The 24,364-nt window shown below is 38.3% G+C and carries 24 protein-coding genes and 1 pseudogene; 3 read left to right on the top strand and 22 right to left on the bottom strand.

Annotated features, from left to right (window positions below):
- Nucleotides 1–275: 275 nt before the first annotated feature.
- A complete protein-coding gene (locus I579_RS13005) occupies nucleotides 276–653 on the top strand; it encodes a hypothetical protein (RefSeq protein WP_010718394.1) in 378 nt (125 codons plus the stop codon).
- 97 nt (nucleotides 654–750) lie between these two features.
- Here I579_RS13005 and I579_RS07265 read toward each other — a convergent pair.
- The 7 genes from I579_RS07265 to I579_RS07230 form a co-directional block, all read right to left on the bottom strand.
- A protein-coding gene (locus I579_RS07265; RefSeq protein WP_155854775.1) for an IS3 family transposase occupies nucleotides 751–1,877 on the bottom strand; the annotation gives its coding sequence in 2 pieces (ribosomal slippage) (nucleotides 751–1,649 and nucleotides 1,649–1,877; 1,128 coding nt in all).
- A 56-nt stretch (nucleotides 1,878–1,933) separates the two neighbouring features.
- A complete protein-coding gene (locus I579_RS07255) occupies nucleotides 1,934–2,311 on the bottom strand; it encodes a class I SAM-dependent methyltransferase (RefSeq protein WP_034810450.1) in 378 nt (125 codons plus the stop codon).
- A 906-nt stretch (nucleotides 2,312–3,217) separates the two neighbouring features.
- Nucleotides 3,218–4,129 carry a conjugal transfer protein gene (locus I579_RS07250; RefSeq protein WP_010718205.1) on the bottom strand — a complete coding sequence of 304 codons (912 nt, stop codon included), beginning with the start codon at nucleotides 4,127–4,129 and terminating at the stop codon, nucleotides 3,218–3,220.
- A 16-nt stretch (nucleotides 4,130–4,145) separates the two neighbouring features.
- Complete coding sequence (locus tag I579_RS07245; protein ID WP_010754258.1) at nucleotides 4,146–5,153, bottom strand: bifunctional lytic transglycosylase/C40 family peptidase; 1,008 nt, start codon at nucleotides 5,151–5,153, stop codon at nucleotides 4,146–4,148.
- Nucleotides 5,150–7,273, bottom strand: coding sequence for an FUSC family protein (locus tag I579_RS07240; RefSeq protein ID WP_010754259.1), 2,124 nt, complete (start codon nucleotides 7,271–7,273; stop codon nucleotides 5,150–5,152). Before I579_RS07240 ends, I579_RS07245 begins: the two co-directional genes overlap by 4 nt.
- A gap of 4 nt (nucleotides 7,274–7,277) precedes the next feature.
- Nucleotides 7,278–9,725 carry a conjugal transfer ATPase TcpF gene (gene tcpF, locus I579_RS07235; RefSeq protein WP_010754260.1) on the bottom strand — a complete coding sequence of 816 codons (2,448 nt, stop codon included), beginning with the start codon at nucleotides 9,723–9,725 and terminating at the stop codon, nucleotides 7,278–7,280.
- On the bottom strand, nucleotides 9,712–10,101 hold the full coding sequence (locus tag I579_RS07230; RefSeq protein WP_010754261.1) for a conjugal transfer protein: 390 nt from the start codon (nucleotides 10,099–10,101) through the stop codon (nucleotides 9,712–9,714). The genes tcpF and I579_RS07230 overlap by 14 nt, the downstream gene beginning before the upstream one ends.
- A gap of 76 nt (nucleotides 10,102–10,177) precedes the next feature.
- Between I579_RS07230 and I579_RS07225 the strand changes: the two genes are divergently transcribed.
- Nucleotides 10,178–10,597 (top strand): hypothetical protein, encoded by a 420-nt coding sequence (locus I579_RS07225; protein ID WP_010754262.1) that lies wholly within the window; start codon nucleotides 10,178–10,180, stop codon nucleotides 10,595–10,597.
- A gap of 58 nt (nucleotides 10,598–10,655) precedes the next feature.
- Here I579_RS07225 and I579_RS07220 read toward each other — a convergent pair whose 3' ends face one another.
- A complete protein-coding gene (locus I579_RS07220) occupies nucleotides 10,656–11,972 on the bottom strand; it encodes an ISL3 family transposase (protein WP_010754263.1) in 1,317 nt (438 codons plus the stop codon).
- A gap of 358 nt (nucleotides 11,973–12,330) precedes the next feature.
- Here I579_RS07220 and I579_RS07215 point away from each other — a divergent pair, with 358 nt between their 5' ends.
- Nucleotides 12,331–12,903 (top strand): hypothetical protein, encoded by a 573-nt coding sequence (locus I579_RS07215; protein WP_010754264.1) that lies wholly within the window; start codon nucleotides 12,331–12,333, stop codon nucleotides 12,901–12,903.
- Between the two features lie 34 nt (nucleotides 12,904–12,937).
- Here I579_RS07215 and I579_RS07210 read toward each other — a convergent pair whose 3' ends face one another.
- The 14 genes and pseudogenes from I579_RS07210 to I579_RS07150 form a co-directional block, all read right to left on the bottom strand.
- Nucleotides 12,938–13,441 (bottom strand): antirestriction protein ArdA, encoded by a 504-nt coding sequence (locus tag I579_RS07210; protein ID WP_010754265.1) that lies wholly within the window; start codon nucleotides 13,439–13,441, stop codon nucleotides 12,938–12,940.
- A gap of 12 nt (nucleotides 13,442–13,453) precedes the next feature.
- Nucleotides 13,454–13,675, bottom strand: a complete 222-nt coding sequence (locus I579_RS07205) for a hypothetical protein (protein ID WP_002298822.1) — start codon at nucleotides 13,673–13,675, stop codon at nucleotides 13,454–13,456.
- Between the two features lie 4 nt (nucleotides 13,676–13,679).
- Nucleotides 13,680–13,817 (bottom strand): DUF3789 domain-containing protein, encoded by a 138-nt coding sequence (locus tag I579_RS12685; RefSeq protein WP_143139896.1) that lies wholly within the window; start codon nucleotides 13,815–13,817, stop codon nucleotides 13,680–13,682.
- Nucleotides 13,814–14,998: a MobT family relaxase gene (gene mobT / locus I579_RS07200; RefSeq protein ID WP_010754267.1), complete on the bottom strand. Its 1,185-nt coding sequence runs from the start codon at nucleotides 14,996–14,998 to the stop codon at nucleotides 13,814–13,816. The genes I579_RS12685 and mobT overlap by 4 nt, the downstream gene beginning before the upstream one ends.
- A 256-nt stretch (nucleotides 14,999–15,254) precedes the next feature.
- On the bottom strand, nucleotides 15,255–15,545 hold the full coding sequence (locus I579_RS07195) for a hypothetical protein (RefSeq protein ID WP_010754268.1): 291 nt from the start codon (nucleotides 15,543–15,545) through the stop codon (nucleotides 15,255–15,257).
- Nucleotides 15,535–16,676: pseudogene (gene dcm / locus I579_RS12930) on the bottom strand (DNA (cytosine-5-)-methyltransferase). Before dcm ends, I579_RS07195 begins: the two are co-directional and overlap by 11 nt.
- Nucleotides 16,677–16,752: 76 nt before the next feature.
- Nucleotides 16,753–16,917 carry a hypothetical protein gene (locus I579_RS12895; RefSeq protein WP_010754272.1) on the bottom strand — a complete coding sequence of 55 codons (165 nt, stop codon included), beginning with the start codon at nucleotides 16,915–16,917 and terminating at the stop codon, nucleotides 16,753–16,755.
- Nucleotides 16,910–17,584, bottom strand: a complete 675-nt coding sequence (locus I579_RS07180; RefSeq protein ID WP_010754273.1) for a zeta toxin family protein — start codon at nucleotides 17,582–17,584, stop codon at nucleotides 16,910–16,912. The genes I579_RS12895 and I579_RS07180 overlap by 8 nt, the downstream gene beginning before the upstream one ends.
- A 78-nt stretch (nucleotides 17,585–17,662) precedes the next feature.
- A complete protein-coding gene (locus tag I579_RS07175; protein WP_010754274.1) occupies nucleotides 17,663–19,003 on the bottom strand; it encodes an FtsK/SpoIIIE domain-containing protein in 1,341 nt (446 codons plus the stop codon).
- Nucleotides 19,004–19,069: 66 nt separating this feature from the next.
- Nucleotides 19,070–19,414, bottom strand: coding sequence for a hypothetical protein (locus I579_RS07170; protein ID WP_010754275.1), 345 nt, complete (start codon nucleotides 19,412–19,414; stop codon nucleotides 19,070–19,072).
- 9 nt (nucleotides 19,415–19,423) lie between these two features.
- Nucleotides 19,424–19,798: a YdcP family protein gene (locus I579_RS07165; RefSeq protein WP_010754276.1), complete on the bottom strand. Its 375-nt coding sequence runs from the start codon at nucleotides 19,796–19,798 to the stop codon at nucleotides 19,424–19,426.
- Between the two features lie 12 nt (nucleotides 19,799–19,810).
- A complete protein-coding gene (locus I579_RS07160) occupies nucleotides 19,811–20,125 on the bottom strand; it encodes a YdcP family protein (RefSeq protein ID WP_010754277.1) in 315 nt (104 codons plus the stop codon).
- A gap of 111 nt (nucleotides 20,126–20,236) precedes the next feature.
- On the bottom strand, nucleotides 20,237–23,464 hold the full coding sequence (gene fss3 / locus I579_RS07155) for a fibrinogen-binding MSCRAMM adhesin Fss3 (protein WP_010754278.1): 3,228 nt from the start codon (nucleotides 23,462–23,464) through the stop codon (nucleotides 20,237–20,239).
- 79 nt (nucleotides 23,465–23,543) lie between these two features.
- On the bottom strand, nucleotides 23,544–24,206 hold the full coding sequence (locus I579_RS07150) for a hypothetical protein (protein WP_010754279.1): 663 nt from the start codon (nucleotides 24,204–24,206) through the stop codon (nucleotides 23,544–23,546).
- Nucleotides 24,207–24,364: the final 158 nt, after the last annotated feature.

The raw sequence follows: 24,364 nt of genomic DNA, 5'->3' as shown, positions 1-24,364 counted from the left end.
ACCACCTACATTTTTTTTGCGAGATTTCCACAGGGCTTCAACTTCATCGCTTCGATCAGCGGTCAAACGGTTTTGGTTTGACGGCTGGTCGAAACGATGAGATACTAACCCGCTGGAATCTCGAAAAAATTCTCACAAATCGTGTCCGAGGTATTGACTCAAATCCATATTTCCAAAGTATCCAAAAATAACAAAATAGATAACATGAAAATATTTGACCACAACACAAGATTGTGATATTTTTTACATAGTTTTATTTATATGGGAGTGACGAAATGCCATTTATAGTCTTTTTCTTTATATCATTATTAACAATATATATTCCTTTACCAACATTATTAATGTATTTCCATAGACTCTCAGAAAAACATGACACTATAGTCACTATAGATAAACATATATTGGTTATACTTGTCTTATTAGATTATTATATTAGCTACTATTTTCTTAAAAACTGTAAGATTAAAAAGAGATACTACTTTTATTTAATTGGATTAAATTTGATTGAATGGGGAATACATTTAAGCTTGTACTTAAAATTCAACGCTACAGCATTAACTATAGTTTTAATTTTCCAAACGATACTTTTAATTTGCATGTTTACCTTCCCATTATCTGGTAAATTCAGAAATTACATATTTAATCAAAATTGATCCTACAATTTCACGAGGTAGCTAGATACTCTTCATAAATACTAACCAGTGTGTTTGGATTTGAGTCAATATCTTGGACACATTTTAGTAGAGACGGTTACGCCATTTTTTCTTTTGCTAACTCTTCAAACTCCTGAGGGGTTAGATAGTGAATCGAGCTGTGAATTCGATTCCGGTTATAAAATCCTTCAATGTAACTAAATAGTGCTCGATTCGCTTCTTCGAAGTCTGAGTAAGTCGTCGTGTATACTTCTTCTTTTTTCAATGATGCATGGAAGGACTCAATTCCTGCATTATCATAGGGTGTTCCTTTGCGACTATAGGAATGTCTTATTTTATTGTTTTCAAGCCAACTTTCCACTTCGATTGCTGTATATTGACTACCTAAATCGGTGTGTAGAATCATTCCTTCTGGAATGTGGTACCGTTGTTTCGCTTGATTGAGTGTTTGTAACACACAATCGACAGTCATTCGCTTAGAAAATGTATAGCTAATAATCTTTTTCGTGTGTAAATCCATAATTGAAGATAAGTAACACCAACCATTTTTCTTAGTTGGAATGTAGGTGATATCAGCTACCCATTTTTCACAGATAGTTTTAGTAGAAAAGTCCTGATTTAAGATGTTCTCTTTTAAAACAACCGGCTGAACAGACCGTTGAGGTCTGTATTTCTTAACCACAATTGACCTTAGATTTAATTGTTTCATCAATTTTTGAACATGCTTAAGAGATACTGAAATTCCTTCTTTTAGCAACACTTGATGGATTTTTGTTGCACCATATCTCTGTTTATGATCAAAAAAGATCGTTGAAATCTTCTTTTTCAATTGGTTATTTCTGACTTCTGTAGCTGTTAACGATTTATTTTTATAAAAATAGTAGACGCTCCTAGGAATTTCTAATAACCGACACAACAAAGAAACAGTGTAATCCTTACACCATTTTTCAATGAATCGGACAAGTGACTTCAGGTCTTTCGAGAGAATATGGCTGCGGCTTTTTTTAATATTTCAAGTTCCTCTTTCAAACGAGCATTTTCTTTTCTCAAATCAGCCGCTTCTTTTCCGGTTAGTCCTGTGGACGGATCAGGTAAGTATAAATTCTTCCACTTATAAATCGTCGCTTCAGCTAAGCCATATTCTTTCGCCAACCCTCGAACAGAACGTCCAGTTTGATTTAGTTCAACAATCATCTGTTTAAAATTTTCTTCATATCGGGTCATAAAATCCATCCTCTCGTAGATAAGTTTAATTTATTTCTGTCTCTACGAAAAGATGTCTAAGATTTGATACTAACACTAGTTTTAGCTCTCTTATTTCCATATAATGGCACATAATCAATTGCATTCAATATTTCTGATAGCTTGATTTGATCCTCGTTCCATTTAAATACAAGAGTTCCATTTGGCTTTAATACTCTGAAACATTCTTTGAATCCTAATGCTAAATCTTCTTTCCAAGTTTCGGGATTTAATTTTCCATACTTTTTGACCAACCAGCTATTCTCGCCTGCTTTAAGCAAGTGTGGCGGATCAAATACTACATGATAAAATGATTCATCTTCAAATGGCATATCTCTGAAATCTCCAATGACATTAGGATTGATATCAACGACATGTCCGCTATAGTGTTTTTTGAAGCTATTTGCGATAAAGATTCAAAAAAACTAAGCATTGTACACTTTTAACTCTAGTGATGCACCAACTATAGTACGTTTCGCATAAACGATATTTTATCAAATTGGATAGTCAAAATATGACTACCTACTTCGATATGCAAAAAAACATAAAAGTATGAATCTATCAAATTATGCAGCATTCTGGAATAAACTAGTTAGCTGAGTACAAGTCTCTGGCTGTACTTAGTAGATTTTCCTGTTGTTCCTATCATAGTGGCTGTCCAGAATTATTACAAGTAGTATTTTCTGAGTTTTTTTCGAAAAAATGACTTTTCTATTTCCCGCAAAAAGAATCAGTAACTAGAAAAGTCACTCATAGATGTTGTTTAATGTAAGTGTGTAGGATAAGTCTGCCGAATAACTCCCGGCAGTAGCATCAAATTATGATTTTCAATTTTAGCACTAAGAGCGTACTGCTACATCCCAAGTCAAGGATGTAGTTATTCCCAATTTAGTGTTACCAATCCAAACCGATAGTAACTTATAAATATCCGTCAAATAAATTGACACTAAACTTAGGAGACAGTTTTATGAACAGATACAGATGCTTATTTCTTTTGTGAGTCTCTTTTTGATTTGCATACAAGAAAAAAGTGTTGGCAGAAAATCGGTTTCGATTTTCCACCAACACAAAATATTATAGAACCTTGATTTCATACGCATTACTTAGCCTTGCTCCACTAAATGATACAGATTAACTAGGACACTCGTATCATTTTCTCCTGCGGTTCCCTTCCAAAAAAACCATTAAATCAATATTAATCTCAGAAATTAATACTAAAAAACCGCATCATTTATGATACGGTTCCCCATGATTGATCCACCTTACTTGGTGAATTCACTCTACCAACAATAACATCATTCACCTATTATTCTAACTTGTTTTTATTCAGAGACAATAATTCTCCAATTTCCATCATTTTGTAATTCCAATTCATACTGAAAGTAATTCGTTACTTTTGATAGAGTATCAAGGTATTTTACATCAACTCTCACTTGAATACTTTTTTCATTTTGTGTATAAATTGGATTCACTAATTCCACAAATTTAAGATTCGAATTGATTGGTCGCATAACATCATTTTCTACATAATACTCAAGTTCTTTTTCTGATGCAGTTGGATAAAGCTTGAAAAATGTCTCTAAAAATTCAGTGATTTCTTCCGCTGTTTTGGCATCAATTTCTGAATCACTTGCCACTGGTTTTTCCTCATACTTCACTTTTTCTGGTTTTCCAATCATCGTAGGCAGACTCGTCACAATATGGTTGCCTTTTTTATCTTCAAATATCCTCACTTGATATGCAGAAAAAACCTGTTGTGTCTTTTTCCCCTCTGTAATCTTTTGCTCCACTAAAAATGAAATAACAAATTCTTCTGAGTGCTTCTCAACATCTAGAATTTTTACTACTTGAACTTCGGAACTAGTGGGAATATCCGCTCGAACCATATCTTGACTTAAAGTCACCCCTTCCTCAGTCAGATATTGTTCAAGAGTAGTCATTCTCTTTTCGATGGCTTCTTTGTCATTCTTCCAAGAAAAATACTCCTTCGCAAAATCAATCGTAAAGTTCTCGACACCAGAAGTATTCACTATTTTTTCTTTCACAACCACTTTCTCATGAGTCGTGTGTCGGTCAATTGCTGTGAAATTTTTGTATATCCCAAAAGCGAGACTACAAAACAATAAAAACCAAAGGACAAGAACCATTTTTCGATGCTTGCCCACTGAAATTACTCGTTCTTTCTTCTTTTTTGGAGTCTTCTCCTTCTGACTTCGTTCAATTTTTATGTTCATTTTCCATTCCTCTTTTCTATTGTTTGTATCGACCGGCTCCGATAAGATGTTGCTGCCAATAGGGTTCGGTAAGATTCGTCCAGCCCACTGGATCTCCCGCATGGAACATCTGATTCTCTCCTGCATAAATGCCGACATGAGTCACGTAAGTACCAGCATCATAAGTTGAGTGAAAGAAAATTAAATCTCCTGGCTTGGCATCTTTTAGGTCAATATGACTCATGGCATCATACTGATCCTGTGCCACCCGTGGAAGTTTCAGACCAACTTTGGCATAACACCATTGAGTTAAGCCACTGCAATCAAAACCCGTTGCGGGACTTGATCCACCAAATACATAAGCCATTCCTTCATACTTAAATGCCTCGTCAAAAATCCCTTGGACTGTTTTATCATCAAACTGTATCGTGGTCAGATATTGTTTCACCAACAAACAATAAAACATATTTCCGTAGTTGTAGCGCCACCCGCCATTTTCTTTAATGGCGATTGGATTGGGGTAATCAACTTTTTGACCACCTGATTTTTCTTTTGAAAAGGATTCCGCCAAAGCAAAACTATGCTTCTTTCCATTTTTTGCGACATGATTTATATAGCCTCCACCATAATTATAGGCTTGGATGATACTATCTTGATCACAGCCTAACTCTTTAGCTCGTTTAACCAGAGAAGCAAAATAGAAACACCCTTGTTTAATGGATGCCTCGGTATCTAAAGAATTAGGTGGTAAGCCAGCTGATTCAGAGCTTTGCATCACGTCTTTTGCTGTACCACCCGACTCCACTTGAATAATCGCCAAAAGAATCGGTACATAATCTGAAATGTCCGATTCCTTGGCATACTTTTCTACCAGTGACCGATGTTTTAGTACTTCTTCTGAGACACTACTGCCACCGGGAGAGGTACCAGAACTGTTGCTTCCTTCACTATCCTCACCAAATAATAAGCCGACACACATCAAGATGCCCATAAAAGAAATCGTCAGGATTGCCAACGAGATTGTACTCAAATTTCTTATGGTCATTTAGTCTCACCCGGCCTTAGTTTTGGAGGATGACTCACTTTTTTTTGTACTTTTCGATTGCCTGCTTTTGCAAGAATAGATCGCTTCTTCGCCTGTTGGATAGGAGTCACTTTTCTTACTGGTTGATTATTTTCTTTCGTACTCAATTTTTGATTTGAGAGTCTTCTTTTGATTTCAGGATTCGAATTCATTTTTACAATTCGATTGGCTGGTACATTCTTTGGTATCTTACTTTTCTGAGATTTGGATTCCTCTTTTATCGGAACATTGCTCCTACCTTTTCTATGACGATTTGCTGAATTTCCCAATACTTTCCGCTTTTCAGCCATTTTTTCATCTCTACGTTGTCGTTGTTTTTCTCGCAACTCCGCTCGATTCGCTTTTTCTTGGACAAGTCCACGCTTGAATTCTTCTGGTGCTTTTTTCGTCTTTTCGATTTCTTTATGCAGATTGTATTTCAAATTAGTTGGTGTATTCCTTACTTGATCCTTTACTTGTTGTGCTTTGGCTTTTACCATTGATTGGGTATCTAGTACCTTGCCGATTTTTCTTCCGGCCAAATTCATTCGAGATTGTTTCTTATTTTTTGAGATTGGATTTTCCTTATTCGGGTCAGATATTACCTCTTTATTGTTAGATAATGATGGATTCTTTCGTGGAGAACAACCAGAAGACTTCGATCTGGTTTTTGATTGATCTTTTGCTAGTTTCCCACCAACTGCTGCACCACCACCAAAAGCCAATGTTCGCCCAACATTTCGATTAAGTTGCCGTAGTTTACGATTCATCAACATTTGCGGTTTCCGCATGACACGTCTGCCCATTGACTGGCTATCATTGCTTTGGAGGTTGAACATACTCATAATGTCCCCCAATTTGAAATAAATCCCGGCAAAAGTCACAATTTGCAGAAATGCTACCATAAAGAAGGGATAGGTCGCTGAAATATTGAAAAACATGGTAGAAATACTGAATGCCGTGGTGATAACCAAGGTCACTCCCGCTCGCATCATAATCGTATTGAATAAGCGAATAATCGCCTTTTTCCCCAAACTTTCATAAGTTGGCAACATCGACAATAAAAAGCTAATAGGTAGAAACATCGCAAAGATAATGAAGAGAATTTGTGAAAACAACATAATTCCTGTCAGAAGAAAGACAAAGAAGGAAATCCCAATATTGAACAGCACCAAAAAAATCACGGTCCCTAAGCGGCTCATGGTCTTGGTTATACTTAGATTCGCATTGTCATTGTCTTCAATCTCCGCTTTGACCGCTTCTTCCCGATCCTTGCCCTTGTTTTCATCCGGACTCACGGATAGAATCTTGTTGACCCGATCTTCGCCAATTTCCTCTATATTGGAATCATCAAATTGCAAGAGTAACCAAGGCTGCTGGACTTGAATTGAAAACAAACTATCCCGAATCAAATCCACGCTATCTTTTCCTTGGCTTTTTGAATTGGGTACAACAATCTCGGTCCCAAGGCTAAGAGCCGCTTCACTAACATCTGAACTAAAGTCATTAATTTTTGTGATATAGGTAGGCGCATACGCAATAAAAGAACCCGAAAGTAGAAAAATCATCACAAAATTAATCACGGCTCGAACTGCTTTCGTGGTTTCTCGTTTTAATAATCCGGTATACGCCACATACACCCCTAGAGCTAAAATCATCAATAATAGAAACCCAAAATAAAATCCGGAGGTCTGGAGTCCATTTTCAGTAATACCAGCCAATGTTTGGATATTCTTTCCAATACTTTCAGCCGTATCCGAAATGAAATCTAGTTTATAAGCTTCTTGAACCACATAACCCGTGGCATTCGACAAATACAAACTCACCGTCCAAATGAAATTAGTAATGGCATAAAGACCATACATTACGCTCTTTCCTAAGCCATCGCCCCAATTCCACGGTAGCCAATCCCATGAACTATCCACAAAGAAATCCAACTGATAGTTACCAAGTGAATATTGGGAATAAAGATTTCCGGCTTCAACTGTATCATCAACCAGACCAGTTGCCTCAGCTATCGTACCGACTAAACTCAATAGAACTGTCAGAGTGATGATGCTAATAAAAACGATTCCCACAATCCGAAAAAGTTTCTTTTTCATCCCCTCACTCCATTCTCTCATGAATAGGTGGACGGGTATCAAAAGCATGGAAGAGTTCTTCAAAGACTGGATGAACTTGAACCACACCTACTCGCCCATACAAATCTTGCATTAAACACTGACCGTTTTCCAAATCTCTCAGGCGTTTTTGATTGCTTTCATCTTCTCGATCCAAGCCAAAGAATTCCAAGGTTTTCTTGATTTCATGAATATCGGTACTGCGAAACGCAAACTTCAACCCGATATTATTCTTCAAGCGTTCATCCAGTAAATCATCACTATTTTGCGTAACAAAATAAACTCCGGCATTCATGGCCCGCCCAGCACGAACGAGCTTATTCGATAATGTTTTTCCTTGTGCCACTTGAAGAAAACTCCACGCCTCATCCAAGTCCACTATCTTGAAAATTTCTCGGTTGCTATGGATGAAGTCCAAAGCAAAAGTGGAAATGACGATTAGCATAGAAACACTAAGCAACTCCATGGTGGTATATTCTTCAAAAGTGGTTTCTGCATCTGGTAAAACTAAATCCGCTACTTGAATGATATTTAACTGTTTATCTAAACTAATCGACTGGGTAATCGAACCATCTGAGAAAAGCAAATGAGCAAAATCATAATCGGTAAAGGACTCGATATGATCGGCGATATTTTCCGCAACTGTTGAGCCCTCTTTTCGAAGCTCATTAATAACTTGTAGTAACCCTCGTTGATCACTTTGAGTAACGGTTCGAATGGCTTTGCGCAAAACAGGAAACTTCTCCCCATCCCGACTAGAAATTCCTGTTAAAAAAGTCAGGATATCAATCGCTAGACTTTCTGAGTCTTTCTTTTTCTTCATGATGACATAGGGATCAAGTAAGCCTTGATTTTCTGGCTTACTAGTCAAGTTGAGAATATTAATTTCATCCGCAATTTCTGGCAAGGTTTCTTTCCATCCACCACGTTCCCCTTTTGGATCGACAATCACAGCTTGACCACCAAAAAGGACAGCATAATAGACTAAGAGATTATTACTAAAGGATTTACCTCCACCAAGAGAACCAAGAAAAGCTGCGGCAAGTGCATTGGTAACTGACCCCTTTACCCCTTGTGAAGCCAATGCCGGTTTTAGATAAACATTGCGCCCCGTATCTACATTGTAACCAAAGTAAATGCCTTCCAATTCTCCTAACATTTGAGTGGCGCCAAAACCAAGTCCTGCTAAAAAATCAGACGTAACATATTGGATATAGTCATTCATATATCGCTTACTAGAAGGTAAGAATTCTTCATGTAGACCCATCATATCGCCAAAGGGCCGGACTAGTTTTACATTGGTATCGTCATAAAAATCCAAGACTTCGTCACAGCAGCGTTTTAGTTCATCAACTGATTCTGCACTCACTCGAACCACATAGCTCAATTTGTACATGGATTCCTTGGACTGATCCAAGGTGGTTTCTAGTTCATCTACTGAATCCAAAGCGTCCAAAACATTCGAATTGGTCTCATTGTCGGATTGATAGGCATGGTTGTCTAAGTCTTTCAGTTCCTTTTTCTTGTTGCGAACGGTGGCAAGTGCCTTTTTATTGGTGACAATCTCTACATTCATACTCGTGTCGATAGGAAACGTGAATTGTTGTTGCTGGTAATAAAAAAGTTCCGAGGAAGGAAATTCCATCTCTCCCACAATCGTGTTGATTGTTAGATACGCGACATAAGACTCGTGATTTTCATGTTCAATCCGTAAGTACCGGGACTTTTCTTCAATCAAACAACGACTGGGACGTAATAAGTCATAACGTTTCACCAGCGTTTCTGATTTCAGCTTTTTCTTTGGCAGCTGAAATTCATATTCTTCAAATGGTGTACCTTTTTCACCATAGATATGTTCAATCAAGTAAGTCAGATCACTCGGTGTGACTCGTCTGACTTTAAATCTCCGAGCTAATTTACTTTCCATTAATTTTTCAAGCTTAGTATACCGGCGAATTTCTTCATTGGATAAAGAAACAAAATCCCCCATCAAATGATGATTCACCCCATAGACAAATTCTTGAATCCCAGAAAAGAAAGATTTTTTGAGACTTTTTAGATTGACCTCTTCATCCGTCGCAATCAGTTTGAAGCCAATAAAAAAGCGATAATCAATCTGACTATCGCCAATCATAGATACTAATGCATCTGTCTGTAAATCAATTCGTTGTAATGCAACTTCTTTGAGTCGCCCGGTAATCTCTTTCTTCGATCGTTCTTGCGTGGCCCGAATACTACTTTCTGTGGCAATTTGTAAGGCATGGATCTTGCCCTCACGATTCTGGGCAATCAATTGGCGAAAGTTGTCGTGTACTTGATATTTTTGTTCAGGAGATAAAAAGGAGTAATTGTAAGGAACTAATTCATAGTAGGCAAAACACTCTCCTTCTTGGTTAAACACAAGATTGTTTTCGATATACTTAATCGGGTACATAGTTCACACTCCTCACTAAAGTGACAGGCTCGTCCCATCGTTTCTTCTGTTCTTTGACTTTCTTTCCTGCAAACGTGACTTTAAACCGCAAGTGATAACTGATAAAGGATCGTAGAAATCCCAATGGTTTCTTGCCGTCAAAGGTCTTTTGCGACATAAACCACGTGACCGCCACCGGTATGCCCAAGTATTTTAAAAAGGCCCCCTCTATCATGGATAGCGGAGGCATATGGGCAAATACGATGACAAACAGCAAGGATAAAACAAACCAAGCCATCTGGTTAAAGGTCACAGGAAAAGGCAACTGAAAGTCATTGATTGCGTAAATGACTTTTTCAACTGCCCAAATACTGGTGTAGCTTTTTATTTTTTTCATTGACTCATCTCCAAATATATTATTATCCATGTTGAAAATTCTGTTATAATTAAAGGCAGTTAGGAGGTAGATCGGTTTGAAACAAGAAGAACTTAATCTTAAATTGTATGAGCTATTATTGAAAATCCAAAATGAAGCAGATATACTCACAAATGCTGATATCTCAGAATCAGACGCAGAGCTTTATAAGTATATTATTTCTAAAGGATTAGTTCATAATTTAAAAATCGAACATTATTACAGCGGTCCAAATATAGATGCTAGTCAGGCAATAATCACAGATAAAGGATATGCCTTTATTGAGCAAATTAGTGAATCGAATAAACCTATTAAAATGAATCGTGAGAATCGATATAAGCAACTCCAGATATTTCTCAAACGATTAGATGATCAAGACGATGATTTAAGAACTCCAAACAAACGTGTTCGAGAAATTGACTACTACGACTTAATTAAATATGCTATTGATTCAAATTTCGGGCTCATTGTCAAATAGTGTTGTTTTAATTAAATCACCTTGAGGAAACGTTTCGACGTTTCCTCTTTTTTCGTTATTAAATAATCTCACAGAGATTTTGTTGAATCAAGACTCGCATACGCAGATGTCGAAACGTCCGAAAGCCAAACGCGATGCGTTTAATGACCTTGATTAAATTGTTTTTCCCTTCCAATTTGCCGTTAGAATAGGGATATTTCAAAGCATTGATGATGCCTTTTTTATATTTGTTTAACGAAAGAATCGCTTTTTTAAATCCTTTATCCAATGATACTGGTAATGTGTCGATCAACTCGAAGAAGGCAGTAAAATCTTTTGTTTCCAAAGCAGCCAACAATTCCTGATAGACTTCATAACTTTCATGTAAGTGCTTATCGATTGAGAGCAGATAGTCTAGGACGTCTGATTCGGTCACGTATTTCCGTTGGAAAAGCGGAAATTGTCGAAGAGAAGTATAGTTGATTTTTGTTTCTTTCTTCAAGATCGTTCGCCAGTATTTTTTTAATTTACGATAATCTTTCATTGCTTTAGGATTGTTTTTCTTTAACCGGTTCATGGTTTGGATTCGTTGCTTATTGAAGGCACGAGTCAATTGTTGGACTATGTGGAACCGGTCGATCGATACACAGGCATTCGGAAAAAGAGCTCGTGTCACTACGTGATAAGAAGCATTCATATCCATTACGATATGAGTCACATTTTGCCTTGCTTTTAGGGTGAAGCGTTGGAAATAGGCGGTCAATTTAAAATTTCTCCGATCATCTAAAATATCAAAAATCATTCCAGTGTCGGCATCACTGAGAATAAAGCACATCGCGCCTTCACAATCTTTGGTTCCTTTGAATTCATCAATCATCAAATGTTTCGATAAGTAAGCAGGTTTTAACTGTGGTTCTTCAAAGAAAGAGTCTAGTACGCGTTCGACCGTTTTGGTCGATACAAAGTATCGAGCCGCAATATCTTTCATGGAGATTTTCTTCTTTAAATCAATAGCGATCGCAAATTTCAATGGTTGCGAAAGATAGCAGTTTTCAGCGACATAATCAGTTTTGGCTGTAAATGTGTGTCGACAATGTTTACAATAAAAGCGCTGCTTGAATAAACGAAGATAAGAAGGAACTTCTTGATAAGGAATCAGCTGGATCAAGCTCTCTTTATACGAATGATAAATCACTGTTTCAAAGCCGCACAGTTCGCAGTGGTGCGGTTTATAAGTCAATATTCCCGTAAAGGCATTGGCCATTCGGCCATGGCCCCACTCTTTGGTTAGCGTATCTTTGGGAAAAGCGATGTTTGAATCTTCGATATTTAACAGTTCTTTGATCATCTGGTCTGTATTTTCATCTTTTATTTTGATATTCTTAGGTAAAGACATTTGAATTCTCCTTCTATAAGTGGTTCAGCGACTTAATTATAGAGGAATCAAATGTCTTTTTGTTATAAAAAAATATTTGGTGTCCTTACTCGTTTTGAGTAACAACACCAAATATCATAGAACCAAATTTCGTTAAAGGAATTGCTATTAAATATGCTAGTAACAAACCTCATCTCTTTTTATCACAATTTGCAAGGATTACTACAGAAGGATACGATGTATTAGATACTCCCTATCCCAAAAACGACTCATCCGATGCAAGCATTAGTAACATCTACAATATCTATGGTGGGGATCAAAAAGGTGCAAGTTTCGGTAGTAATAACACAACTAATAATACTTAACAGAGGAGTTTAGTATGGATTATCTAACCAAAGAAAAAAAGTTAAATCAACTTCTAAATTTCGTTTATGACGGAACTACTGTTACATCAGACTTATTGGAGCTGTCCCAACAAGAATTTGCATCATTATTGGAAAGTGCAACAAAGTCTGGCTATATCCGAGGAGCATCTATAACAAAAACCAAAATGACTCCCATAATTTGGACTGATGACGTCGAACTAACAGAACCTGGAGCTGAGAAAATTCATCCTTCAGAAAAAAATAGTCAGTCGATTCAGACAACAAATACCTTTAACTTTAACTCTTCAGGTGACTATAGAGGAGCAACATTTGGAAACAATAATACTGTCACAAACAACTGGAATACTTCTCTTGATGAATTAAAAGAATATATTGATGCTTTACCACCTGAAGATCAACGAGTGGGCAGAGAACTTATCGAAATCGTAGAAACAAAAGATTTTAAACCTAACGTTTTAGAACGATTTTCTGAGTTTCTCGAAAAGCATCCAAGAGTTGTTACTTTAGCTGGTAACGCAATTGTTTGGGCACTTTCTAACACTGATAAACTTCCATTAATAAATTGAGATATACGCCATTCAAATTGAATGGCGTATATTTTTATATTGCATACTCAAAAACCCCACGACTCGTAACCAAATAATTCCCTCCTATCTCCAAATCTCGACCATATGCTTCATAGTCAATATAATTTTGTAGATGAGCTGGCACTTCACCAAGTGCACCCGTGTCTTCAATCAAATAATAAGCGACATCACTCATGTCATTACAATCGGGATAATAGATAATATCATCCACATGCTCTACCATTTCTTCGAAAGAACTGAAGAAGGCATGTTGAATCTCAGAAGCAACTTCACCAATCAGCGTTCCTTCTAGTTCCTCTGCCAATTCACACAACCGATTAATCTCTTCAATTGGTGTATACTCATCAATCTCAAAAGGCAGTTCATAATCATGAATTGCGTACTCTTCGTATTCGTCATTCAATCCAATCCGTTCTTTCACTTCATCAAAATCGACAGGTGGGGTAAACCACGCCCCCACCAACTCACCTTCGTTATATTTCCCAAGGTTCACAACATAAACACGCATCTGTTCCATAGTGATTCCCCCTTACGCACCGACAATTCGGTTAAACAAATTGAGTAAGACATCTTTCACGCCAGAAGCATTAAAGACTAACCCTACCGCAATCAAGGCAATCACCAAGAAGCCAATCAATTTGGAAAACTCTCGCTTAAATCCTAAAAACAAACCAATGACCACAATCGCCAGTAAGACTAAGGATTGGGCATTGGTTAAAAACCATTGATATAAATTTTGTCCGAAATTCATCTTGTCACTTTCCTTTCTTTTCCATTGCCCGGTCTGCTACTGCACTTGCATGCATTAGGCACATCACAGTAACACCAAGCAGACTGCCACCAAATACCAATAAAATATCTTTTACAATTCCCATCACAATTCCTCTTTTCATATAATCAAGTTTTCGACTGCCATACTCTGCTGTTCCAAAATCTTTTTATGTCGGTCTGAGAGTCTCGCATTATTTACCATATTCTGGATATGCGCTGTCTGATTCAAACGATCCAACTCCTTGGCCATCTTCCACGTAGGTGCAACTTGTCGGCCAAGCCAATTTAAGGTTCGTTCAATCGTGTACGGTTTCGGCTCAGAAGTTAATTGAATTTCCTTGCGATTCCGTCCAATAAAGCGACCCCATTGTTCATTCAAGGGCCAATTGGTTCGCCGTTTGCCTTCCACCTTATCGGCAAATCGCAAGTAACGATTGATAATGGAAAAGGTGGTACTTTCAATGCTACGACCTTTTAACAAATCTTGAATCGCATAATAAGCACGATCATTTTTCAACCGAATCTCAAAGCGGTTCTTCGTTTCCGTCTGGTCTAAAGGAATTCCAAGCTTGATATATTGCTCATAATCTTTTTCGTACAAACAAAAATAAACCTCACTCTTGAGGCTTCCAATATACAAGGTATTGCCCATACCATCCTTTTCATCAGGTTTCAAAAGCTCCCCAGAACGATAACTTTTAAATGTCCGGAACAAGGAAATACATTCTTCCTTCTGACATTTTTTCGTTAAATCAGGAATATCCAACAAGCCAACTCGATCATTGATTGCTAAGTCCAGCCGTTTCATCACGCCACCGGCCTTTAGACAATCTTCGAAAAAGTCGTACCAGCTACGCTTTTGAGCGAGTAAAAAAGTTTCAAACTGTCGACAACCTCTCCCCTTTAGTTCCAATAGCACGCCTTTGTCTTCCTCATGAGAAAGCATCACCACAATATCCCCCATGACATATTGTTCCTGATAGGAGTAAAAGGCATAATCCTCATGAAGCATATAGTCAAATTTCAAATGGAGAATCTCTTGAATGATTTTACGCACGTCCGTTGTGGGAAATCGAATCCTTACATAATCAAATAGTAACGTCAAAGGCAAATCGGGATTAAAACTTTCCAGTTGGTCAAAAATTTTTCTCATGGTCTTTTCTGATGGTATAAATAGACCTGATTCAATTTTGTTAATATATTCTCGGGTCAAATTACATGCGACAGCTAATTTGTTCTGTGAAATCTTATAATTCTTACGCTTTTCTTTCAGCATTTCCTTGCTCAAATTTCTTTTCGCCAAATAATCACCTCCTAAATAAAAGTGTGAAGTAATTGACGAATACTTCACACTTAATGAAATAGCTAAATTTCCTTGATACAACAACAATTCTTAATCGTTGCTTGCTTATTTTTTATGTTTTTGTACCCCCCTGTTAGATACGGGGGGTGAGACATCATGGCCGGCTAGCGCCGACCATGAACAGGCACAGCACCACGGAGGATTTCTGCTTCGCAAATCCCCCGTGGTCAGCGCCTATCAGTGGTTTATTTGGCGGTTACTCCTCGGCAATGCCCCCAATTTCCAACTCCGCCTTAATCTCAAACAAGTCTTGACGGATATTCGGTTCTTTTGCATGATCCGCAATCCGTTCCAATTCACTGATGACTTGATTCAGCTCAATTCGAGCATCGGTTTCCTCGTCCATTACATATGAATCACCAGGGACTTTCACCCCATTTTTGCAAATATCAAAATTGAGCCGGCGCAATTCTTCTTCTAGTTCCGGATCTGACTTAATTTTGCCGATAACCCAATAGATTTCCCCAATCAACTCATCATAAATCATGCCTCTCCACCTCCTTTAATCTTCTGGCAATATCCAAAATGACCGGAACTGTTACAGAGTTTCCGGCCTGCTTATACAACTGACTATCTGAATTGACTTGAGATGCCCGGTCAAAAGCCCAATCAGGAAAGCCTTGAAGCCGCCAGCACTCTCTTGGCGTAAGCTTGCGAATTCGATACTGATCCGTGACGACTGCTTGTTGGTCTCCTGTTAATAAGGTATGCACACTTTGTTTCCCAAGACGCCCCCGGCGACTTGTGGAATTAGGAAAAGCCAGGTTCACACTATCCCCTGGCTTTACTTCTTGGTATTCAGTTTCATTTTTCCGAATCATAATTTTCGTTCCACCTTGTTTTGTTGACAAAGTAGGGCCGTTCCAGTTACTTCATAAACCCGATTGCCTTGTTCAAAATTTCCCGGTAATATACCCACCACAGAAATCCCCTCATTTGCAGGCAATGCGATTTTGATTCCTTCATCTCCTGTTAAGGTTGGTGCCACGCCATCTGGCCCATAGATTTGTCCACCCATTCCACGATTGGAAGGATTGATATTTACCAAGTTTCTGATGTTTTGATCAGATGTTGTAGACGATCCAATGATAGGAAATACTTGTTCGGTACATGCGTCTCGAGAATGTCCGATAAGGAAGACCCGCTCGCGACTTTGGGGAACGTAGGCCTTTGAGTTAAGCACCTACCATTCCACATCATACCCCAATCCATCCAGCGTTCGGAGGATCGTCTCGAACATAGCCCCTCCTTCGTGATTGAGCAATCCCCGGACGTTCTCAAGGAATAAAAACTTAGGTTGGAGAAGAGCGGCGAACCGAGCAATTTCAAAGAAGAGAGTACCTCGAGTATCGGAAAATCCTTGCCGCTTTCCCGCAATTGAAAAAGCTTGGCACGGAAATCCGCCGCAAAGGATGTCCACTGGTCCGAGTGATCGAACAAACTCGTCTGATACACTTGTGATGTCATGCATTTCCACCTCCTTACTTGTATCATGAATTGCCTTATAACTCCGTCGAGCAAATTCATCAATTTCACAAAAACCGATACACTGGTGGCCCGCTTGTTCCATCCCTAAGCGAAAGCCACCAATCCCGGCGAATAAATCTAAAAATGTCATAAATCACCTCATTCATTGCAAAGAAAAAAGCCAAGAACATTTTCGCTCTTGGCTTCTAAGTTATTAATTTGTCTTACTATTTTTTATCTAGCCCAACTAATTTTCGTTGTTTTTCGTTAGCTTGATCGGCAACATACTTAATCACCGTTTTAAATTCTTTTGCAGTCGCATTTTCCGATAAATCCGCAATACTCTTATTGTATTTATTTACAATTTTTGTTACTTGTTCTTTCTCAGTCATGTAATTGAACCTCCAAATCTTCCCTACTATACCCTAGCGGTAAAAATAATTCTAGGTTATCCGCAGCATAATGAACTTCAGAAATGTTATTCATATAATCTTTTATAATAATATGAAGCAACACATCTGGATGTTTACTTTTTACTTTTGCAATGTTTTCTCTTGATTTGAAAAAAGCGTTAATAAATGCCTTTTTCGGCACATGACGTCCCTCTGCAAGTTCACGTTCTTGTGTAAAATTCCAAGCGATTTTAGGATCTTGATAAACGTAGAAAATCGTCACTCGAAAATGCTTTTTCAACGCCCGCGAGATATTTTTTTCAGCACTTAATATAGCAAAAGTTGCATCTAGAATAAAAGAATAGCCATGCTCTAAGACATATCTAAATGCCTGCTCCACTAACCAAGAAGATGCTTTTTGAAAGAGACTAGAGTTTTTTCCATTATAATCAGGAAACTGGGTGCGAAAGTAATCCGCATCAATAATCACATGGTTATCATAATTCTCAGCCAATCCAATGGCAACCTCTGACTTTCCAGCCCCAGGACTCCCTGCCATAAAAACTGCGTCTCGTCCAACTTCGGGGGATTTTCCTTCGATAATATAAGAAATAAAACTATCCTTATTTGCTTTTGCATACTCTAAATAAGAATCAGTATTTTCCATATTAATTATCCCCTTTCTTCCTACTATATAAAAGTATTATACGTTACTTGAAGTATAAAGTCAGTATTTGAAGGTCACTCAATCATTCATCTTTTCTAATTTACTAATTGAATCTAAGAAATCATACCCTTTTGGCACAAGTGGTGTATAAAACTCACTAATCACACTACCTCCTGTGTCCACATACCCTCGACCTTTAATCCGCTTCATAAAGAAGTTTTTGTCGACCTCGCCAAACATCATGGAATACCCTAGCTCACTCATTCGACCCAAAGCAACACGAAAATTAAACTGATCACGAATTCCATCTCCTAGATATTTCGCATCCGGTCTTTGACAAGCCAGAATCAAAAAGAAACCAGATTGACGACCTAACATCACGATTTGTTTAAGCTTATTCAAAATCACGGCACTTTCCTTCGTCGTTAACATTTCCATAAAAGCCACATATTCGTCAAAAATCAAAAAGTTTGGCGGAAGACCAAGAAAGGCATAATTCTCCCCTGTCTTGTAATTTTTCATTTCTTTCATGGACTTACTACGAGCCATCATGCGTTCATAGAAATCTTCTACACAAGCAGAAATTTCTTCCTTTTGGGAATATACATTGGGCATCACCGTACTTAAATCTGCCAGGTCCGCAGTTTTGGGATCAAGGACAAACAGTTCTGCCTCAGATTTTAGTAGTGCCTGAATAATCGTGAGTAGGAAATAGGTCTTGCCTCCACCAGTGCCGCCAGCGATTAACATATGAGGCAAGGAATCATAGGCCCACACTTGATTTTTCATCAATCGTAAGGTCCCATTTTCTGCCACCACCTCTTCAATCCCAATCCGATTGGCAATCATATCGTAAAGCAGTGTATATTCTACATAAGAATCTTTGAGTTCTTTTTCCACCAGCTCACAGTACAGCCCGCTTTCCAATTTTTTTTCCAACTTCAAGAGCTGATCCTGATATTTCCCCAGTGAAATTTGGACGCGAATCGAAAGCAAACCGTCCTTCATACGGTAATAAATTTTTGGGAAATAGCTGATTGTCTCTTTGGTTCGACTCCTATCAAGATCTTTGAAAAATCCCTTCCTTTGGGTCTGCTTCACTTCATACCAATGGTTTTCTAGAATCATCCGAGCTAGCTTTTGTCGATGCCACAAACTCCGCCAATGATCTTGGAAAAAGTGAATGTAAAGCAAGAACATGCTTTCTGACAGTGCTAGACTTCCCAATAGACAGACTAAATCCTTCATAGACCAGGCAATTTCAATAGTGAAAAGGGATAGACTAGAAAAATCTAGTTGCCTAAGCTCTTGAAAATAAAAGATGACCATCCACCCGATGAATAAGGTGATTAGCCAGCCAAGAACAAAGTGATAAACCAAGTGCTGATTTCCTGCTCGTATATGGTGTCCTTTGTACATTCTGATGTTTTCCACCTCCAACCGAAAAAGCCCATGTGATTGATTAGCCAATTTCAATGATCATCCCTAATCTTTTACCACAACAGGAAGTTGCTTGGTTTCTACTAGTTTCTTTAAAAATCCTTCAATGGCATCCGGCATCTCCACCCCAAGGTCTTCCAAGATGGATTCAGCTTCTCGACATAAGTGTTCATTTACTTCCACAATCATGAAGAATGACTCTTCTTCCCCCAGCCAATCTAAAACATCAAAGTCTCCTTCACTATTGGTATCTACTTCTAGTAAACCTTGATGCATAATCAGAAACATTTTTTCATCATAGGTCAAAGCCTTCGTGAGTTGTTTTTCAGTCAATTCTCCTTTGCCATATTGATCTAGGCAATCTAAAATATGTTCAACATCAATTTCCATCCTCTTCACCTACTTCTTTCCCTCATTTTGATTGGTAGAAGTCCCTTGATTTTGCGGGCGTTTTAGCACCAAATCATCCGCTTTGATGAACCAATTGACGGTAGTTCCTTCTCGGAAAACATAATTGGCGACTGTATCCACAATCGGATTGACCAATTCGACTTCTGCATCATAGGCAAACTCGCGTAAGGGCACATTGGCTGGAATACTGACTTGAATCATGCGACCCTGAGCCGAGGATTTCAAATTATAGGTCCGTTCTTTCACCTCGTTACTAACGGTTCCATCTTCATTTTGTTTGCGAACTTCCCGGCGCAATGCGGAAAAACGCAATTTGCCAAATGTTAATCCTGAATCTACGACAATACCTTCTGTTAATCTCATATTCTCTTCCTCCTATGCTTTCACTAAATCATCGACATACAACACGTAATCGGTAAAACCGCGGTTCTCGATTTCATAGCCCTTGGCAACTAAGTGGGGATTGACAGCCTTCAATGGTTGATCTTGATCAAAATCCTTTTCCCCGGCTTCCGCTGCTACCACCACTTCGATGTCATCTGCTCGTTGTTTACTGGAAAATAAGTGATAACTTCGACCAATTACGGTGGTATTCCGACCGTATCCTTCTGTTAGTACTTCTCCTTCGCCACCATAAGTTAGTTTTCCAAACGTTTCAGCCATATCTGGTACGACAAATTTCAATTCCATATTCTTTTCCTCTTTTCGTTTTAGTTTTGGATACAAAAAAGCGCGACCACTGTTATTAGGAGGCGGTCGTGCAAGTTGGTTCTTAAGATTTACTTGTTTCATCTCATCACCTTAGTTCCGACGATTCCAGAAATAATACCCAGCCGTCGCAAAGATCAAGGTAAACCCAATGAACAGTAGCACATTGGAATTTTTCTCCCCAGTTTGAGGGAATGTCTTCACTGTGGGACTAGATTCTTGAGAGTCACTTGGAACAGTTGGTGTTTCCGGTTGTTCTGGTGTACTAGGTGTTGTCGGAACTTCTTTTGGTGTTAAGGTTTGGGATTTTTCTTTCAGATCTTCATTGTGTTTGCCATTGATATTGCCATCTTTGTCGTAATTGATTTCCGCAAAGGTAAACTTAGTTCCTTCTGGGTACTTACTAGTATCGACTTTTTCTGCAAGCACGGTTTTGGTAAATTCTTTGTCATTCACTTCGTAATCAATCTTGCCAGATTTCCAAATTTCTTTGTTTGTACCATCTGGTAGTAAAGCATACAGAATTGTTTCGAAAGCTTCTTTTGAGCCATCCAGTACATCATGGGTAATCGACACATCATCAAACATATCCACCACGTCACCATGAGTAAAAGTTTGCGAACCATCTTCTAGGTGGGCTTTGGTTTGAATGGAAACATGGCGTTCCATTTCACTCTTAACCGTTTGCGCTTGATTGTTCAAACTAGCATCCTTCGCTACAGGCTCATCACCCGTTTCAAAAGCTTCCTTACTTTCATACACATAGTTGAATAAGACGATGGTTTTATCCAAAACTTGTTCGGCGGTTAATTTATGCAGAATTTCCCAAGTTCCTGTTTTCTCTTTGTTTGCCAATGTTGCGGTTGTTTCCGCAATTACGACTGGTTTCGCTTGTTCATCTTTTTCTTGGGCAACTTTTGTGGCTTCCGCATCAATTGCTTGGGCTACCACATACCAGTCGTCTTTGATTTCATGCAAGTTATAACTCAATTTATCGAGTAATTCAGTAGATTCCAAGCTAGTTAATTCTTTGTTTCCGTTTTTCCAAGTCGCAAGAGAAGTCAAGATATCTTCTTCCTCAGGTAAATCATAGAGCATCAAACGGTTCAAGCTAACAGAAAATGCTTTGTTAGTCAGCTTCTCGTAAGGGACTTTTACCGTCTTAATCGGTTGTTTTTGCCCTTTTTCTGTAATGGTAAAAATGTATTCACTCTTGGTGTAATCCTCTTTGTTTTCCTTAAAAGTAGAACGGATTTCTAGTGGCGTAATTTTTTGGAATCCTTCTGGTGCTTCTACTTCTTCTAGTAAATAATCCCCATAAGGCAGATTTTCAAATTTGCCATATCCATCAAAACCTAGTTGATCATTATAGGCTGTGATCTCCTCATCTTCAGCACCTGTAATTTCATTGGTTCCTTCCAATGGTGTTACCTTAAAGGTTAAGTCATTGAAGCCCGTATCGGTAGTTCCGGTAGCTGAGCCGGCAAACTTAAAGAAATCAAAGTCGAAACGAATTACTTGTTCCTTGGCAGTTACTTCGTGAGTGATAACCGCATTCTGAGCGTCATCATCCACTTTCTTGATGGATACCGGATATTTCGTTTCATCCAAGGTATAGCCTTCTGGTGCTTTGGTTTCTTGCCAGTAATACTCATTGATGGCTAAATGCTTCACGGTCACTTGATTCTTTTCGTCTAAAGCTAAAGTCACCGTTTCATCAGAAGCTTTCGTTCCTTTCACTAATTCTGGTTTAAAAGCCTCACTCCATTTAACAACTTTTCCATCCTTAGCAGTAAACAAGGTGTATTCGGCTCCTGTAAATTCAGCTTTTCCTTGTGTTTTCTCACCGGTATCTTTGTCTTCTTTTGTCAAAGTGGTTTCGCCAGTGATTTCTTGGTTTTGACCTTTTACATTGCTAGTAACCAGTGCCACGGTTTGATTGGCGTATTTCAATTCGACTTTCACCGGTTTGAAGGTATTCACGAAGCCATTGGAAGCTTTGGTTTCTGTCACATAATACGTTCCTAACTCCAACGCATTGGCAATCTCTTTTGGTGTTTCCCCATGACCTTTTTCATCAGTCGTGATTTCTTTAACGATTTCACCAGTTGGGCTATCTTTGCGAATAGCAAATGTGTTTCCAGCTAAGGAATAACTCTCATTCCAAAGATCTGTTCCTGACTCAATCCCGGTTTTATCCAGAATGATTTGTCCTTTTTCCCGAGTATTTTTTGAAGTCACAGAAATGGTCTCACCGGCTTTAATGATTGCGGTCAGTGGTGTGGTGTCAATCGTATAAGGAACCGGGACGGATTTTTCAGTAATCGTTACTTTCGTGCCATGAGGGATTTCATCCAATGTTGCCACTCCGTCTTTATCCGTAGTGATATCCTTCTCAGGTAAGACTTTTCCAAAATCCAAATGGAAAACCGTTCCTGGTACCACGTTGCCAGATTCCTTATCAACTTTCTTGATCTTTAAAGATCCTTTTGTTTCTACATCAATTTTGATTGTGTAGGTATTAGGCTTCTCAATTGCCCCCGCCATCAAGGTCTGTTGGCCCGCTTTTTTGTAAGCCACAGGCGTTCCGGTACCAGCAGATTTCTTTAAAGTTAACACGCCGCTTTCTTTTGAATTGGCGTTTGGGGTAATCACTAATTGATTGCCACTCACGCGATAATCAATGTTTGCAGTATTTTCGACAACTTCATCAAACTCCGATAAATTCAAGCCATTCGTATCCGTCACAGTAGTCGATTGACCTAAGACTGTTTTTACTGTGGAATTATGAAAACTAGGTTTCTTTTGATAATCGGCAACGGCCTGATTGATTTTCGCCTCAATAGCCCCGATATTTACTGCACTACCATCGGAACGTTTGATGGAGTGTAGCGTGTAGCCATTGACTTCTTGCCAGATCATCTTCTGAGCTACAATATGGGTATCCACATCCGTACCGGCTTCCTTCCATAAGACAGAAACTAGCTTTGCTTTTTCGGGCATAGCTGGTAATGGATTCTTCTCATATCCAGGAGTGTACTCATTGTAAATCGGCACCCCTGGCTCAATACAGAAAATATCTTGTTTCACACCATTGTAGACAGCATAGTGCGGAACGGTGACTTCTGACATGGGACGACCATCACTAAAAGTGCCTTCAACCGCATATTGATGCGCTAAATCCAGTTCAACCGTCACCGTTTGTGGATGGGTGATTTTCTCGGCAAAAGCAATCATTGGACTAATTGATCCCCCAAGTGTTTGACCTAATAAAGCTAACGCCGCAAACAAGCGCCAATTCTTAAATCTTGGCTTTTTCATAAAATAAATCTCCTTTCGTTTTTGGGTAATAAAAAAGACGTTCAAATTTTTAGTTTTGAACGTCTGATTTAGAGTGCTACTATTTAGTTTTCTTTGTTTTAGATAAGTTGTTTCTCTGTTTATAGATTTTGATTCTTCGATAATCAAACCCTATCTCTGCCATTAATTCCTCCCAATTTTTATTTGTTCTTTTCATTATTGTATCAACTGACGGCAGCCTCGGTGATTGAACGAGTTTCCGAAATTTCGTCATTGATAAATCATCCTGTAGTTTTAATCGGATTATTTCATTTTTTAATTCTAACAGCAGTTCGAAATCAGTAAATCGAGGACTATCATTTTTTTCTTTAAAAAGTGGACGTATATCTCCTAGTCTCTTTTTAACAGTACTAAGTGAAGGGATATCCTTCCCTACCGATTTTTGTTCGTACATTCGTTGGGAGATTATCTTCTCACACTTAATAAAGGATTCTACTATTTCCAATAATTCTTGTTCTGACATTCTAGCCCATTTCCCATAACCAGTATTTTCTCGTCCTATACTAATCAACAAATTCTCCCATGATCCATATTTTTTTTTAATAAACCACATACTTGGTGCAGAATTTGGATTTTCTGATAGTTTCTTCTGGTATTGACGACTAGATTTAATTCCATGTTTTTCGATGAATTCATTAATTTTTAAAATCAGTTTTAAATCACTTTGATTTTTCCAAATGATACGTCCATCATTTTGCTTCACGATAAAAACTCCTAATAATTATTTAGATAGAAGCCTATCACATCAACTTTTTAGTAGAAAAGTACATGTTTTGTCTTTTTTGCTAGTAGCTGACCCTTTGAGAAACTTGGGTTCAAAAGTTGCTAAATTCGGTAAATGTTTTGGTATTTTTCGTATTA

This window comes from Enterococcus asini ATCC 700915, assembly GCF_000407365.1.
In the GTDB taxonomy this organism is placed as follows: domain Bacteria; phylum Bacillota; class Bacilli; order Lactobacillales; family Enterococcaceae; genus Enterococcus_C; species Enterococcus_C asini.
This window is presented reverse-complemented; position numbering and strand designations above follow the sequence as displayed.

Excerpts from the sequence above, each read along its gene's own strand:
- I579_RS13005 (WP_010718394.1), top strand. The coding sequence starts at position 276 with ATGCCATTTATAGTCTTTTTCTTTATATCATTATTAACAATATATATT.
- I579_RS07215 (WP_010754264.1), top strand. The coding sequence starts at position 12,331 with ATGGATTATCTAACCAAAGAAAAAAAGTTAAATCAACTTCTAAATTTC.
- I579_RS12895 (WP_010754272.1), bottom strand. The coding sequence starts at position 16,917 with ATGACTGAGAAAGAACAAGTAACAAAAATTGTAAATAAATACAATAAG.
- fss3 (WP_010754278.1), bottom strand. The coding sequence starts at position 23,464 with ATGAAAAAGCCAAGATTTAAGAATTGGCGCTTGTTTGCGGCGTTAGCT.
- I579_RS07180 (WP_010754273.1), bottom strand. The coding sequence starts at position 17,584 with ATGGAAAATACTGATTCTTATTTAGAGTATGCAAAAGCAAATAAGGAT.
- I579_RS07165 (WP_010754276.1), bottom strand. The coding sequence starts at position 19,798 with ATGAGATTAACAGAAGGTATTGTCGTAGATTCAGGATTAACATTTGGC.
- I579_RS07160 (WP_010754277.1), bottom strand. The coding sequence starts at position 20,125 with ATGGAATTGAAATTTGTCGTACCAGATATGGCTGAAACGTTTGGAAAA.
- I579_RS07205 (WP_002298822.1), bottom strand. The coding sequence starts at position 13,675 with ATGAATTTCGGACAAAATTTATATCAATGGTTTTTAACCAATGCCCAA.
- tcpF (WP_010754260.1), bottom strand. The coding sequence starts at position 9,725 with ATGTACCCGATTAAGTATATCGAAAACAATCTTGTGTTTAACCAAGAA.
- I579_RS07220 (WP_010754263.1), bottom strand. The coding sequence starts at position 11,972 with ATGTCTTTACCTAAGAATATCAAAATAAAAGATGAAAATACAGACCAG.
- I579_RS07170 (WP_010754275.1), bottom strand. The coding sequence starts at position 19,414 with ATGGAAATTGATGTTGAACATATTTTAGATTGCCTAGATCAATATGGC.
- I579_RS12685 (WP_143139896.1), bottom strand. The coding sequence starts at position 13,817 with ATGAAAAGAGGAATTGTGATGGGAATTGTAAAAGATATTTTATTGGTA.
- I579_RS07175 (WP_010754274.1), bottom strand. The coding sequence starts at position 19,003 with ATGTACAAAGGACACCATATACGAGCAGGAAATCAGCACTTGGTTTAT.
- I579_RS07210 (WP_010754265.1), bottom strand. The coding sequence starts at position 13,441 with ATGGAACAGATGCGTGTTTATGTTGTGAACCTTGGGAAATATAACGAA.
- I579_RS07240 (WP_010754259.1), bottom strand. The coding sequence starts at position 7,273 with ATGAAAAAGAAACTTTTTCGGATTGTGGGAATCGTTTTTATTAGCATC.
- I579_RS07230 (WP_010754261.1), bottom strand. The coding sequence starts at position 10,101 with ATGAAAAAAATAAAAAGCTACACCAGTATTTGGGCAGTTGAAAAAGTC.
- I579_RS07245 (WP_010754258.1), bottom strand. The coding sequence starts at position 5,153 with ATGACCATAAGAAATTTGAGTACAATCTCGTTGGCAATCCTGACGATT.
- I579_RS07250 (WP_010718205.1), bottom strand. The coding sequence starts at position 4,129 with ATGAACATAAAAATTGAACGAAGTCAGAAGGAGAAGACTCCAAAAAAG.
- I579_RS07195 (WP_010754268.1), bottom strand. The coding sequence starts at position 15,545 with ATGATTTATGATGAGTTGATTGGGGAAATCTATTGGGTTATCGGCAAA.